Origin of the sequence: Caballeronia sp. RCC_10 (genome assembly GCF_041360715.1) — a bacterium.
Taxonomy (GTDB): domain Bacteria; phylum Pseudomonadota; class Gammaproteobacteria; order Burkholderiales; family Burkholderiaceae; genus Caballeronia; species Caballeronia grimmiae.
This window is the reverse complement of record NZ_JBFUPT010000004.1, coordinates 306222-319607: the sequence shown is the minus strand read 5'-3', so window position 1 is coordinate 319607 and position 13386 is coordinate 306222. Positions and strand designations below refer to the sequence as shown.

Below are 13386 nucleotides of genomic sequence, written 5' to 3'. Positions count from 1 at the left end.
AAATTCACTGAATGACGCCGCGCGGCAGAAACACGGCGAAGTAAAAGACGAACCAGCTTCCAATGACGATGGCCGTCGCGACGCCCGCGACCGCGAGCGCCCCGCCGGGGCCGCTTCTCACGATTTCGTCGACTGCGTCTTCGTTGGGATCTTCATTCATGGTGTCGTCGATGCTCAATAAAGTGGTGCGGAGCGCAACTCGTTCACTTCCTTCACCGAGACCGGCGCGCCCCGGTTGCCCCACGCCGTGCGGATATACGTCACGACCGCCGCGACTTCCACATCCGACAGCGATTGCGCGAACGGCGGCATGCCGTAAGGCTTCGGGTTCTTGAATGTGCCCGGCGGATAGCCGCCGTTGAGCACCATGCGGATCGGGTTCACGGCGGAACTCATCACGATCGACTGATTGTTCGCAAGCGGCGGGAAATCGGGCGGCTTGCCCTGTCCCTGCGCGGCATGGCATTCGGCGCATTGCGCGTCGTAGATCTTCTTGCCGAGCGGCGAGAGACTCGTGCGCTGCTCGGCGACAGCCTGGCTCGGCGGCTCGGACTTGTCGCCGGCGCGTGCGGGCAGCGCCTTCAGATAGACCGCCATCGCGCGCACGTCTTCTTCGCTCAGATGTTGCAGGCTGTCATAGACGACTTCGGCCATCGGCCCGTACACCGCGCCGCGATTGCTCACGCCCGCATGCAACAGGCCGACGATTTCGTCGATGCTCCAGTCGCCGAGGCCCGCCTCACGGTTCGACGTGAGGGAAGGCGCATACCAGTTCTGAATCGGGATCAGCCCGCCTTCGAACGCCTTCGACGATACATTGCCGCCCAGCGCGTTGATCGCGGTATGGCACATCGAGCAATGCCCGAGTCCTTCGACGAGATACGCACCCCGGTTCCATTCGACGGACTGCTTCGGGTCCGGCTCGTACTCGCCCTGCTTGAAGAACAGCGACCGCCAGCCGAGCAGCAATTCGCGCCGGTTGAACGGAAAGCGCAGTTCATGCTGGCGGTTCGGCTGATGCACGGGCGGCGTGGACATCAGAAAGGCGTAGATCGCGTCGGAGTCGGCGCGCGTGACCTTCGTATAGGACGTGAAGGGCATCGCCGGGTAAAGCAGCGAGCCGTCGCGCGAGCGGCCCGTGTGCATCATCTTGTAGAACTCGTCGGCGGTCCATTGGCCCAGTCCCGTCTCCTTGTCCGATGAGATGTTCGGCGTGAAGAGCGTGCCGAACGGCGTCTCCATCGGACGGCCGCCGCCGAAGGTTTTGCCCGCAGGCAAGGTGTGGCACGCGATGCAATCGCCGGCGCGCGCCAGATACTCGCCGCGCTTGACGGTCGCGGCGTCGTAAGTCTTCGCTTGTGCTGCCGCGTCCCGGACAGGCCCGCCCAAAGCTGCCACGAAAGCCGCGAGGACCGTTACGGCAAGCGCCCCAAGTTGTCGGAAACGAAGCACGTCGGGTCCTCTTCAGTTGTGAACGCTGCCGCATGCAAGCGGCATCTTGAACGAGCCGGCCGCAACGGGCGTCGGATTCGCGGGCGCGGGGAGCGAAGCGAGATAGGCGGAAATCGCGGTGATGTCGCGCTCGCTCAGAAGCTGCGAAACCTGGCGCATGCAGTCGGGCGCGACCGTCGTGCGGGTGCCGTAGCGCCAGGCGCCCAGTTGCGCGCTGATGTAGTCCGCATGCAGGCCGAGCAAGCCGGGAATCGCGGGCTCCATGCCGGTCATCGACGCGCCATGACAACTGACGCACGCGGGCACCTTGCGCGACGGATCGCCCTTCATGACGAGCGTCTTGCCGAGATCGAGCGTCCTCGCGTCGACGGTGACGGGGCTCGGCTGCGGGAACGGCGGACGTTCGGCGGCGAAGTAATCGGCGATCTGCTTCAGATAGGCGTCGGGCAGATACGCGAGCAGGTAGTTCATCGGCGGGTACTTGCGGCGCCCGTCGCGAAACGCGAGCAACTGGTTGTAGAGGTAGCCTGCGGGCTTGCCGGAAAGACGCGGGAAGTAGTCGTTGCCGGTGCCCTCGCCGTGCGCGCCGTGACACGTGGCGCATCCCATCACGCGGGCCTGCATCGTGTCCGGTGCGCGTTCGAGGGGCGCGCCGGCGGCAGTAGCCGGCGGAGCGTCCGCGGCGAACGCCGCGATGCCGCAAAACGCGAAGAGCGCGGAGCACGCGATCCTGGCGCTGCGTTGAGCCACGTATCCCACGTTTCCCACGTATCCCCCGTGCCGCGTTGCCGTTTTTGACTCGCCGCGCACGGTTCGATCTCACGTTCGATCCATGCCCGCGCGATTGTTGAGAGCACTGCAATGGTTTTGCCGATGACGGGTGGTGCCTGGCTTCTCGAATGTTAGGAGGAAGTCCCCGTTTTCTCCAGCCCGGAGATTGTCTCAATACCTGCTATCGATACGCGTGACAAGACGACACGTTTCTTTGCGTTTAGACAAAGAGACGCATTATTTTGAGATGCTCAACTGAGCAGTTGATCGCGACTGCCGCGCCGGTGTTGTGCTGCGGACTCGGTGTTGGCTTTAGCGAGACAGGGCGGAGCGCATCACTTGAGACCGAGCCGCCGTGCGAGCCGATTCAGATTGGCGCGATCGATGCCCAGTTCCCGCGCCGTCGACGCCCAGTTCTGACCGTTGCGCGCGAGGGAATCGAGGATCAGCGTGCGCTCGTAGGCGGTCACGGCTTCGCGGAAGTCGGTGCCCGGCGCGGCCGCTTCGGGCGCGGTTGCAGACGCGGCGTTCGGGGTATCGGCGATACCGAAGTCCGCAGCCGTCAGCGTGAGGATGCGCGGCCGCTCGCGATGCGCCGCGAGCGCCTTCAACGCGCTGCGTCCGATCAGATGTTCAAGTTCGCGCACGTTGCCGGGCCACCGGTAGGCGAGCAGCGCGGACTGTGCATCCGCCGACAGCCGCAGGCTCAGCAGCCCGAGCCGCGAGCGGTTCTCCTCGAGGAAGTACCCGGCGAGCAGCAGCACGTCGCGGCCCCGCTCGCGCAGCGGCGGCACGACGAGCGGATAAACCGACAGCCGGTGATACAGGTCCGCGCGGAACCGTCCGGCGCGCACTTCATCGGCGAGATCGCGGTTGGTCGCGGCGATCAGCCGCACATCGACTCGATGCTCGCCATCCGATCCGATTCGCTGCAACTGGCCGTTCTGCAGCACGCGCAGGAGCTTGGCCTGAATGGCGAGCGGCAATTCGCCCACTTCGTCGAGAAACACCGTGCCGCCATCGGCCAGTTCGAACTTGCCGCGCCGGTCCGCCGATGCGCCGGAGAACGCACCGCGCACATGCCCGAAGAGTTCGCTTTCGACGAGCGTGTCAGGCAGCGCCGCGCAGTTGAGGCTGACCAGCGGCTTGTCGGCGCGCGGCGACAGCGCGTGTATCTCGGACGCCACCAGTTCCTTGCCGACGCCCGTTTCGCCGGTCACGAGCACGGTCAGATCGCTCGACGCGACGATCGCGATCTCGTCGATCAGATGCTTGTGGCTCGCGCTGCTGCCGATCATCTCGCGTCGGCGGGGCCCGCTCGCCTGCCGGTACACCTCGGCGCGCTGCCGTTCCGCCTCGCTCGTCTGCGCCAGTCTGTCGATGCGTTCCGCGACGCTCACGGTCGCCGCCGCGAGACTGAGAAACGCCTGCAACGACGCCATGTCGATACCGTCGAAACGCGCGGGATCGAGCGCATCGAGAGTCAGCAAGCCCCAGGGCCGGCCATCGACGAACAGCGGACTGCCAAGGCAGTCGTGCACTTCGAGGCGCGCGCCCGCGTGTTTGACGAGGCCATCGTAGGGATCGGGGAGATCGGAGTTCGCCGGAAAACGCGTCGGTTCGGGACGGGCGAGAATGCGCGCGAATCGCGGATGCTCGCTCACGCGGAAGCGCCGGCCCAGCGTATCGCTCGACAAACCGTCGATGGCGAGCGGCACCAGCGTCTCGCCGTCGAGGCGCAAGAGCGCGGCGGCATCGCCGGGGAAGAGCGCGCGCAGCGTCCTCAGCAAGCGCCGGTAGCGTTCGGTGTCCGGCATATCGCGGGACAGGTCTTCGATGAGCGGCACGAGCGCATCGAGCAGGACGCGCGAGGTCATTGCGACTACATCGGCAGTCCGTTTGACTAGAGTCGAATCGACCATGACGTTGATTAAGCCATTGATTATGTGAAGATTCTACACTGGCATGGAAACTGTATAGGAACAGGCCGAACGCGAAGCACACGTTTCGCCATTGTCACGAGGACTACACCATGCTGTCAGCAGAACACCGCGCCATCATCAAAGCAACCGTTCCCCTGCTGGAAAGCGGCGGCGAGGCGCTCACCCGCCACTTCTACGCGATGATGCTCAACGAGTATCCGGTAGTGCGGCCGATGTTCAACCAGGCGCATCAGGCGAGTGGCGCGCAACAGCGGGCGCTGGCTAACGGCGTGTTGATGTACGCGCGGCATATCGACGAGCTCGAAAAACTCGGCGGCCTCGTGGGGCAGATCATCAACAAGCACGTCGCGCTCAATATTCAGGCGGAGCATTACCCGATCGTCGGAGCGTGCCTGCTGCGCTCGATCCGTGAAGTGCTCGGCGAAGAGATCGCCACCGATGCCGTGATCGAAGCATGGGCTGCCGCGTATCAGCAATTGGCCGACTTGCTGATCGGCCTCGAGGAAGGCATCTACAGCGAGCGCGAGAATGCGCCGGGCGGATGGCGCGGCACGCGGCGTTTCGTTGTCGCGCGCAAGGTCGCGGAGAGCGAGGAAATCACGTCGTTCTATCTCGTGCCTGAGGATGGCGGCGCCCTGCTCGACTTCCATCCGGGCCAGTACATCGGTTTGCGCATGGTCATCGACGGCGAGGAAGTGCGCCGCAATTACTCGCTGTCGGCCGCACCGAACGGCCGTGAATACCGCATCAGCGTGAAGCGCGAGCCCGAAGGCAAGGTCTCCGGCTTCCTGCACGATCAGGTGCACGAGCGCGACACGCTCGACCTCTATCCGCCCGCCGGCGACTTCAAGCTCGACCACAGCGAAAAGCCGCTCGTGCTGATCAGCGGCGGCGTGGGCATCACCCCGACGCTCGCGATGCTGCAGGCCGCGCTCACCGCGACCACGCGTCCGATCCACTTCATCCACGCGGCGCGGCATGGCGGCGTGCACGCGTTCCGCGCGGTCATCGAGGATCTGGCGGCGCGTCATCCGCAGCTCAAGCACTTCTACTGCTACGAGCAACAGCGCGAAGGCGATCGCGAGGCGCACGGCTTTGGTTTCGTCACCGAGGCGCTGCTCGACAAGTGGCTGCCGAAGAGCCGCGACGTGGATGCGTACTTCCTCGGTCCGAAGTCGTTCATGAAGGCGGTGAAGAAGCAACTGAAGGCGCTCGGCGTGCCGGAGTCGCAGAGCCGCTATGAGTTTTTCGGGCCGGCTTCGTCGCTGGATTAAGCCGCGTCTGGCTTGTTGAGAATCGCGGCAAGCCGGGGCGCGTGCGCTATCGCTCGGGCCCCGGTCGCTGCAAGAAGGACAGCGTCACTGGTCACCTGAAATCCTCCGGAATCGGTCATGGGATCACGCCACCTGCTCGCGTAATCTGTCGATGTGGCAACGCAGTTCGCACAGTCTCTCAACCGATAAGGAGCTATTCATGCAACCCCGTCTCGACTTCTACAAAGCCAGCCCCGCCGCGATCAAGGCCATGATTGGCGTCGAAGAGCGCATCGGCAAGTCATCGATCGAAAAGTCGCTGGCCGAACTGGTCCGGCTGCGCGCTTCGCAGATCAACGGCTGCGCGTTCTGCGTCGACATGCACACGACCGACGCGCGCAAGGGCGGCGAAACGGACCGGCGTCTCGCGACGGTGGTTACGTGGCGCGAAACGCCCTTCTTCACCGACCGCGAACGCGCCGCGCTCGAATGGACCGAGGCGCTCACGCTGATCGCGCAGGATCATGTGCCGGATGCCGTCTGGGAAGCCGTCAAGCCGCATTTCAGCGACGAGGAAATCGCCGATCTGACCTTGCTTATCTCCGCGATCAATAGCTGGAACCGCTTTTCGATCGCGTTTCGCAAGATGCCCGAGTGAGGAGCGCGCGCCATGAACATTCGTCGATGTGTGGCAGTGGTGGCGGCGCTCGTCGTTGGAGCGTCAGGCGCGTCCGGCGCGTGGGCGCACGGCGGCGATGAGGAAACGGTCACGCCCTTGATGAAGCAAGCCTTGCCCGAAGCGCCCGGCAAGAACGTATTGATGGCGACGGTCGCATTCAAGCCGGGGCAGGCATCGGAGGCGCACCAGCATCCGGGGTCGATTTTCGCGTATGTGCTCGAAGGGCACGTCGTGTCGCAGCTGGAAGGATCGGCGGCGAAGACGTACGGGCCGGGCGAATCGTGGTACGAACCGCCGGGCGCGCATCACGTCGTCGCAAAGAACGCGAGCGGGACGGAGAAGGCCGTTTTGCTCGTGTTTGCGATCGCCGGCGAAGGCGATGCAGTCAAGTCGCCGATTCCGCGTTGACCGCACGCGCACGTTTCATCGCTGATTGAGGACAACATGAAGAGTCCTGTCATCGGCGGCGCGGTCATCGCGATGATCAAGCGGACCGCAAGCGGTCATACCGGCTTGCGGATCGTGGCGGAAAGATGGGACGTGGCGTGCTATGCACTCGTGATTTCAGCGCGCGCGGTGCGGGTGCTCGGGCCGATCGCTGCGCCATCGGCGCATGGTTCTGGATCGTCGGCGCCGGATCGTGCTGGATTCTCGCCTTCGCGATCTACGTCGCGGCTCACGCGCGACGGCTCATCCGGCCGCGTGCGGATGCAAGCCCGGCTGACGACGGTTTTTGACAGTCATGCTCGCCGCGTCGGGGACAATGCGCGCCATCGTCAGCAACCTGCTTATTGCCATGAAACGCCTCCGGCGCTGTCGCCCTTCTTATCGTTGCAACGCTCATGCTCGGCGGATGCGGTCTCTTCGGCTGCGCGGGATGGGCCACCAACGGCGGCAGTCTCGGCGGATGCAGCGTCGGCACGCGGTTCTGAGTTTTCGTTGAAGGACGGCGTGATGCGACGCAGATTATCGACGTGCATGAGTTCAGCGGACGCGGACTACGCGCTGACGTCGAAAAGACGGAGCTTCGACATCCGAAGCGAACAAGCAGAAACCGGTCCGCGCGACGCACGCCGCGCGGACCGGCTTTACATTCCCGTTCGCGGGAACCCCAAAAGCCCCGCGATCATTCCTTCACGGCTGGCGAATACCCCATCTCCACGCCCGTATCGCGTGCATGCTTCTGCGTATGCGCGCTGCGCATCGGCTTCAGCACGAAGAGCGCGAGCAGCGCGGCAATCGCGGCCATCCCCGCTGCCAGCATGAAGACCGCCTGCCAGCTTCCGGTCGCCTTCGTGAGCACGCTCGAGAACGGCACCAGCAACGCAGCCGTGCCCTTCGCGGTGTACAGCAGCCCCGCGTTCGTCGCCGCGAACTTCGGGCCAAAGGTGTCGCCGCACGTCGCCGGGAACAGGCTGTAGATTTCGCCCCAGGCGAAGAACACGATGCCCGTCAGCACGACGAACGCCACCGGGTTATGCCCGAACTTCGATAGCGCGACGATCCCCACCGCCTCGATCGCGAACGCGATGAACATCGTGTTTTCGCGTCCGATCCTGTCGGACACCCAGCCGAAGAACGGCCGCGTCAGCCCATTCAGCACGCGGTCGATGGTCAGCGCGAACGTGAGCGCGGGCAGCGTCAGGCCGAGTATCGACACGGGCGAATCGTGCAAGCCAAAGTCCTTCGCGATGGGCCCCAACTGCGCCGTCGCCATCAGGCCGCCGGCGGCCATCATCACGAACATCAGGTACATCACCCAGAAGATCGGCGATGCCAGCACCTGCTTCGGACTCGCGTTGTAGACCGCGCGCTTCAATGTGGTCTTTACCGCCGCGAGCATGTGCGCGGGCGGCGCGTAGAGCGCCATGCCGAGCAGGAACACGACGAGGCCCTGTCCAAGCCCGAACCACAGGAACGTCGCTTCGTAGCCGCTCGACTTGATCATGTGCGCGATCGGCACGACGGTTGCCGCCGATCCCATGCCGAAGCCCGCCGCCGTGATGCCCGCCGCGAGGCCGCGCCGCGAGGGGAACCACTTCAGCGCATTGCCGACGCACGTCCCGTACACCGCACCCGCGCCGACGCCGCCGATCGCAGCCGCGAGGTACAAGAGCGGCAAGGACGACGCGACCGAGTTCATCGCCCATGCAATCGCGCAGAGCAAGCCGCCGCCGACGACCACCGGACGCGGCCCGTACTTGTCGACCAGATAGCCTTCCACCGGCACGAGCCATGTTTCAGTGACGACGAAGATCGTGAACGCCACCTGAATCGCGGCGCGGCCCCAGTGATATTTCTCGTCGATCGGATTGACGAAGAGCGTCCACCCGTACTGCATGTTGGCGATCATCGCCATACAGATCACGCCGAACACCAACTGCACCCACGGCGACGCTAGACGCGACGCCCCCTCCTGGCGATTCATCTGGTCCATGCCTGTCTCCTTGGCACTTCTGCCTTTGTGTAATCGGACGTCGAGCGACGCCTCTTACGATGCCGCCGCGGAAGGGTCATCGCATATACACAGTATGTGATATATCAAGTAAGTCAAGCGAAAGAAACGGCGGGGTTTTCACTTAGGACGGCGCTTTTCGTAAGGCGCTGAAAGGCGCGTCGGGCGGCGATGCGGGCAAAAAAAAACCCGGCAGGAACAAAGCCTGCCGGGCGATGAGCGTGGGCGAGACATGGCAATCCGCTACACGCACTCACGTTATATATGAAAGTTAAACGTAATGTAAAGATGAGATTTTGTAGGGGTTACATGAAGCGCGCCAGTGGCGAGATTTGCCGTCAGAAGACCTTGAACGGCACGTTCACCATCAGCCGATAGACGTTGCTCGTCCCGTCCGGATAAAACTCGCTGCCGTGATGATGCATGTAGTAGAACTTGACCGACGTGTTCTTGAACTTGCCGTCCGGCACGGTGTATCCGGGGATGATGCCGAACTCGTAATGCGAGCCTTGCAACGGACGGCCGTTCACGATGTAATTGCCCGCGTTCGCGGTGCCGCTATTGGCCATTGCGCTGCCGTCTGCGCCCCAGCCGTACGCGGTCCACATCGTCACCTTGAGGCCCGGCACGCCGTAGTCCTTCATGTTGAGCGAGTACGACAGGCTCACGGATTTTTCATGCGGCTGGTTGTAGTCCACGTCGAGCGAGTTCGACAGGTAATCACCACCCGACTGGCCCATGTAGTCGAACATCTGATCGCCGAGAATCTGCTGGAACGCGAACTGCAGCGTATGCGCGCCATGCGTGCCGGCCAGCGCGAGGCTGTATGCGTTGTTGTTGATCGGCCCCTGCAGTTTGTCGCCGATTGCGCCCGTGTAGTAGTAGTTCAGTGCGCCGGTCCAGCGAACCGCCTTCGGATCGCCGATGCTCTGCGTCGCCGACAGGTAGTACTGCCGCCACACGTTGTTCGCGACGCTGCCGTAGAGCGACACCGCCGTATCGTCGCCGTGCGTCCAGTCGCCGCCGAAGTACGTGAACTGCGAGACATGCGTGCCGCCGTATAGGGTCTTCAGGCCCGATACCGTCGTCATGCCGCGCGCGATCACGCCATCCACCGTGCCGGCCTTCACCGTGAGGTTCTTGAACTCTTCGCTCGCAAGCGAGAAGCCTCGATACGTCGGCGGCAGCGCGCGGTTGTCGTGCGGCACCAGGAACGGGTTATCGAAGAGTTGCTGGCCATACTTGAGCACCGTGTTCGACGCGCGCGCCTTCACGTCCCACACGCCCGGATACGCCCAGGCAAGCTGATGCGAACCGCCGCCGTCCGTGCCGACGTGCACGAGATTGCCCGCGCCATCGCCGCCGTTCAGTTTGAACGCGCCGAAAAGCGATACATCCGCGCCCAGCCCGATCAGGCCGCGCGTATAGCCTGACTCGAAGACCGCCTGCGCGCCGAGCACCCAGGCGTCCTTCTTACCAGCGCCCTTGAATTCGTCGTGCTCGGTGAAAGACCGTCCGAGCAGATTCAAATGCGCGTCCTCGATAAAGCCTTTTGCCTTGGCCTGATTGCTCACCGGCGCATTGGCTTCGGTATTGGGCGGCGAACTCGGCACGGCTTCTGTGTGGCGCGAGGGCGCCTCGGTATCGGTCTCCTCGCCGTAGGCGGCAACGTTCGCAGCCATGAAGCCGCTGAACAGCAGAATCGAAAGGGCAACTGATGCTTTTTGTTTTTTCATGAAACGTGTCTCCAAGCTCCTGACTCAACCTGCTAACGACAAAACAACAACTCACGACTCAATGGATGCAACCATCCGCGCCCGGCGACCGGAGAGGTCGGCGGACGGCTTGTTCGACTCTGGTGAATAAGGGCGATGCGTGGACTTATCGTTCTTTCAAGCGGCTTCGCGTCTCCGATTCCAAATAGTTAGGAAACTGATCCATCAAGCGAAATGGCATGCAGCCGAAACACCCTGCACTAGCGTCCGCAATTCGGGCACTTCCTGCGAGCAGCGCGCCTGCGCCATCGGGCAGCGCGTATGAAACACGCATCCGGCGGGCGGATCGATGGGACTCGGAATATCGCCGGAAAGGATCTGCACGACCTTGCCTCGCTCGATCGCCGGATCCGGCACCGGCACCGCCGACAGCAACGCGCGCGTGTACGGATGGCGCGGCGTTTCATAGAGCGCGTGCTTGTCCGCAAGCTCCATCACGCGGCCGAGGTACATCACCATCACGCGGTCCGAGATATGCCTAACCACGGCCAGATCGTGCGCGATGAAGATCAGCGACAGCTTCATCTCGGCCTGCAACGCCTGCAGCAGATTGACGATCTGCGCCTGAATGGACACATCGAGCGCGGAGACCGGCTCATCGCAAACGACGAGCTTCGGCTCGACGATCAGCGCCCGCGCAATGCCGACGCGCTGACACTGCCCGCCCGAAAACTCGTGCGGATAACGGTTGATCATCTGCTCGCGCAGGCCGACTTTCGTCATCATCGCGCGCACGCGGGCGTCGATGTCCTGGCGGCTCATGCCGGGTCGATGTTCCGTCAACGGCTCCGCGATGATCTGCCCGATCGTCATGCGCGGATCGAGCGATGCGAGCGGGTCCTGGAAAATCATCTGCACATCGGCGCGCACCGCATGCCACTCGCGGGACGATGCTCGCGTCAGCTTCGCGCCCATCCATACGATTTCACCGTGCGTCGCCGGGATTAGGTTGAGAATGGCGCGCGAGAGCGTGGACTTGCCGCAGCCCGATTCGCCGACGACGCCGAGCGTCTCGCCCGCGCGCAGGTCGAAGCTCACGCCGTCGACCGCTTTCAGCGTGCGCGTAGCCGCCCACGGCAGGCGGCTTTTCGCCTTCACCTGAAAATGCACGCGCATGTCGCGCACGGAAAGGATCGTCGCGTCAGACATGGCTCGACTCCTGATAGCGGGTCGTCATCGCATCGACGGGACGATGGCACGCGCGCAGCCAGTGCGTAGCGTGCGCGCCGGACGTGCGGACCGTTTCGAGCGCAGGCTCCCGCTCCGCGCATTCGGCGGTCGCATCGGCGCAGCGTTCGTGGAATGGACATCCGGCCGGCGGATGCGCCATGTTCGGCGGATTGCCGGGGATGCCCGCGAGTTCGCCGCCCTGCTGGTCGAGCCGCGGCAACGCGCGCAGCAAGCCGATGGTGTACGGATGCGACGGCTTCGCGAAGAGCGTGGCGGCGTCGCACTGCTCCATCACGCGGCCGCCATACATCACCATGACCTTCTCGCACAGTCCGGCGACGACGCCCAGATCGTGCGTGATCAACACGATGGACGTGCCAAAGTCGCGCTGCAGATCACGCAGCAGTTGCAGCACTTGCGCCTGCACGGTCACGTCGAGCGCGGTGGTCGGCTCGTCGGCGAAGAGCACTTCGGGCTCGCACAGCAGCGCCATCGCGATCATCACGCGCTGGCGCATGCCGCCCGACAACTCGTGCGGATACTGTCCGATGCGATGCGCCGCCTCGGGAATCCGCACGGCTTCGAGCATGGCGATCGCGCGCTTCTTCGCTTCGCGGCGCGTCAGGTTCTTGTGCAGTTCGAGCACTTCCGTCATCTGCCGCTCGATGGTCAGGTACGGATTGAGCGAGCTCATCGGGTCCTGAAAGATCATCGAGAGACGATTGCCGCGAATGCGATTGAGCGCCCTGGCCGGCATGCCGAGCAGGTTCTCGCCACGGTACCGCGCCTCGCCCGTCGCGCGTCCGTTCGATGCGAGCAGCCCCAGCATGGCGAGCACGCTCTGGCTCTTGCCCGAGCCGGACTCGCCGACGATGCCGAGCGTCTCGCCCTTTTCCAGCGTGAAGCTCACGCCGTTGACGGCACGCACGGCGGCGTCATGCGTCCTGAATTCGACCTGCAGGCCTTTGACTTCGAGTAGCGGCATGACTCACCTGTCCTTCGGATCGAGCGCGTCGCGCAGACCGTCGCCGACAAAGTTGATGCAGTAAAGCGTGATGGAGAGCAGCGCCGCCGGAAACAGCAAGATCCACGGCGCGGATTCCATGACACCGACGCCGTCCTGAATCAGCACGCCCCAACTCGTCATCGGTTCCTGCACGCCGAGGCCGAGAAACGACAACACCGATTCCGTGAGAATCACGCCCGGCACGGTGACGGTCGTATAGATCGCGACGATGCCGAGCAGATTCGGCACGACATGCCGCACGATGATGCGCCGCGTCGGCACGCCGATAGCGCGCGCCGCTTCGACGTACTCCTTCGAGCGGATCGCGAGCGTCTGGCCGCGCACCACGCGCGCCATGTCCATCCACGAGAACACGGTGATGGTCAGCACGACGAGATAGAACTCGCGGCCGAGCAGCGTCACCATCAGAATGGCGATGAGCAGGTACGGAATGGCGTACATCATGTCGACGAAGCGCATCATCGCGTTGTCGACGCGGCCGCCGATGAACCCCGCCACCGCGCCCCATACGATGCCGAGCGTGACCGACGTGAGCGTGGCGAGCGCGCCGATCATGAGCGAGACGCGGCCGCCGATCAGACAGCGCACGAAGAGATCGCGGCCGGTTTCGTCGGTGCCGAACAGATGCCAGTGAGCGAACGTGGGCGGCACGCTCATCGCGTTCCAGTCGGCGGAATCGAACTGACTCGGCAACAGCCACGGACCGGCGATGCACGCAAGCGTGATGATCGCGAGCAGCGCGAGACTCACGACCGCCGCCTTGTTGCGCAGGAAGCGCGCGCGGGCGTCCTGCCACGGACTGCGGCCCGCGACCGCTTTTTCGAGCGTGGCGCTCAGAGATGCTGATTTCATCGCGCGCCC

At 64.0% G+C, this 13386-nt stretch carries 12 protein-coding genes and 1 pseudogene; 4 read left to right on the top strand and 9 right to left on the bottom strand.

Going from position 1 to position 13386, the window contains the following annotated elements; genetic code table 11:
- Positions 1–4: 4 nt before the first annotated feature.
- The 4 genes from AB6804_RS11215 to norR all read right to left on the bottom strand — a co-directional run bounded on the left by AB6804_RS11215 (position 5) and on the right by norR (position 4145).
- Positions 5–160 carry a hypothetical protein gene (locus tag AB6804_RS11215; RefSeq protein ID WP_370886516.1) on the bottom strand — a complete coding sequence of 52 codons (156 nt, stop codon included), beginning with the start codon at positions 158–160 and terminating at the stop codon, positions 5–7.
- 14 nt (positions 161–174) lie between these two features.
- Positions 175–1452, bottom strand: coding sequence for a cytochrome c (locus AB6804_RS11210; RefSeq protein ID WP_370886515.1), 1278 nt, complete (start codon positions 1450–1452; stop codon positions 175–177).
- A gap of 12 nt (positions 1453–1464) precedes the next feature.
- On the bottom strand, positions 1465–2076 hold the full coding sequence (locus AB6804_RS11205) for a cytochrome c (RefSeq protein ID WP_370886579.1): 612 nt from the start codon (positions 2074–2076) through the stop codon (positions 1465–1467).
- A 482-nt stretch (positions 2077–2558) separates the two neighbouring features.
- Positions 2559–4145 carry a nitric oxide reductase transcriptional regulator NorR gene (norR, locus tag AB6804_RS11200; RefSeq protein WP_370886514.1) on the bottom strand — a complete coding sequence of 529 codons (1587 nt, stop codon included), beginning with the start codon at positions 4143–4145 and terminating at the stop codon, positions 2559–2561.
- Positions 4146–4255: 110 nt separating this feature from the next.
- On the opposite strand from norR, the gene hmpA reads away from it, so the two are divergent.
- The 4 genes and pseudogenes from hmpA to AB6804_RS11180 form a co-directional block, all read left to right on the top strand.
- On the top strand, positions 4256–5440 hold the full coding sequence (gene hmpA, locus AB6804_RS11195; protein ID WP_370886513.1) for an NO-inducible flavohemoprotein: 1185 nt from the start codon (positions 4256–4258) through the stop codon (positions 5438–5440).
- Between the two features lie 199 nt (positions 5441–5639).
- Positions 5640–6077, top strand: a complete 438-nt coding sequence (locus AB6804_RS11190; protein ID WP_244795809.1) for a carboxymuconolactone decarboxylase family protein — start codon at positions 5640–5642, stop codon at positions 6075–6077.
- A gap of 12 nt (positions 6078–6089) precedes the next feature.
- Positions 6090–6506 (top strand): cupin domain-containing protein, encoded by a 417-nt coding sequence (locus AB6804_RS11185; RefSeq protein ID WP_370886512.1) that lies wholly within the window; start codon positions 6090–6092, stop codon positions 6504–6506.
- A gap of 36 nt (positions 6507–6542) precedes the next feature.
- Positions 6543–6653 (top strand): annotated as a pseudogene (locus AB6804_RS11180) (hypothetical protein); the annotation flags it as partial.
- Positions 6654–7224: 571 nt separating this feature from the next.
- On the opposite strand, the gene oxlT reads toward AB6804_RS11180, so the two are convergent.
- From oxlT to AB6804_RS11155, 5 genes are all read right to left on the bottom strand, one after another.
- A complete protein-coding gene (gene oxlT, locus AB6804_RS11175) occupies positions 7225–8535 on the bottom strand; it encodes an oxalate/formate MFS antiporter (RefSeq protein WP_035964217.1) in 1311 nt (436 codons plus the stop codon).
- A 356-nt stretch (positions 8536–8891) separates the two neighbouring features.
- A complete protein-coding gene (locus tag AB6804_RS11170) occupies positions 8892–10289 on the bottom strand; it encodes an OprD family outer membrane porin (RefSeq protein ID WP_370886511.1) in 1398 nt (465 codons plus the stop codon).
- 204 nt (positions 10290–10493) lie between these two features.
- Complete coding sequence (gene oppF, locus AB6804_RS11165) at positions 10494–11477, bottom strand: murein tripeptide/oligopeptide ABC transporter ATP binding protein OppF (protein WP_370886510.1); 984 nt, start codon at positions 11475–11477, stop codon at positions 10494–10496.
- Positions 11470–12483, bottom strand: a complete 1014-nt coding sequence (locus tag AB6804_RS11160) for an ABC transporter ATP-binding protein (RefSeq protein WP_370886509.1) — start codon at positions 12481–12483, stop codon at positions 11470–11472. The genes oppF and AB6804_RS11160 overlap by 8 nt, the downstream gene beginning before the upstream one ends.
- Before the next feature lie 3 nt (positions 12484–12486).
- Positions 12487–13377, bottom strand: a complete 891-nt coding sequence (locus tag AB6804_RS11155) for an ABC transporter permease (protein ID WP_370886508.1) — start codon at positions 13375–13377, stop codon at positions 12487–12489.
- Positions 13378–13386: the final 9 nt, after the last annotated feature.

Excerpts from the sequence above, each read along its gene's own strand:
- AB6804_RS11170 (WP_370886511.1), bottom strand. The coding sequence starts at position 10,289 with ATGAAAAAACAAAAAGCATCAGTTGCCCTTTCGATTCTGCTGTTCAGC.
- AB6804_RS11155 (WP_370886508.1), bottom strand. The coding sequence starts at position 13,377 with ATGAAATCAGCATCTCTGAGCGCCACGCTCGAAAAAGCGGTCGCGGGC.
- AB6804_RS11160 (WP_370886509.1), bottom strand. The coding sequence starts at position 12,483 with ATGCCGCTACTCGAAGTCAAAGGCCTGCAGGTCGAATTCAGGACGCAT.
- AB6804_RS11190 (WP_244795809.1), top strand. The coding sequence starts at position 5,640 with ATGCAACCCCGTCTCGACTTCTACAAAGCCAGCCCCGCCGCGATCAAG.
- oppF (WP_370886510.1), bottom strand. The coding sequence starts at position 11,477 with ATGTCTGACGCGACGATCCTTTCCGTGCGCGACATGCGCGTGCATTTT.
- AB6804_RS11205 (WP_370886579.1), bottom strand. The coding sequence starts at position 2,076 with ATGCAGGCCCGCGTGATGGGATGCGCCACGTGTCACGGCGCGCACGGC.
- AB6804_RS11185 (WP_370886512.1), top strand. The coding sequence starts at position 6,090 with ATGAACATTCGTCGATGTGTGGCAGTGGTGGCGGCGCTCGTCGTTGGA.
- hmpA (WP_370886513.1), top strand. The coding sequence starts at position 4,256 with ATGCTGTCAGCAGAACACCGCGCCATCATCAAAGCAACCGTTCCCCTG.
- norR (WP_370886514.1), bottom strand. The coding sequence starts at position 4,145 with ATGGTCGATTCGACTCTAGTCAAACGGACTGCCGATGTAGTCGCAATG.
- oxlT (WP_035964217.1), bottom strand. The coding sequence starts at position 8,535 with ATGGACCAGATGAATCGCCAGGAGGGGGCGTCGCGTCTAGCGTCGCCG.
- AB6804_RS11215 (WP_370886516.1), bottom strand. The coding sequence starts at position 160 with ATGAATGAAGATCCCAACGAAGACGCAGTCGACGAAATCGTGAGAAGC.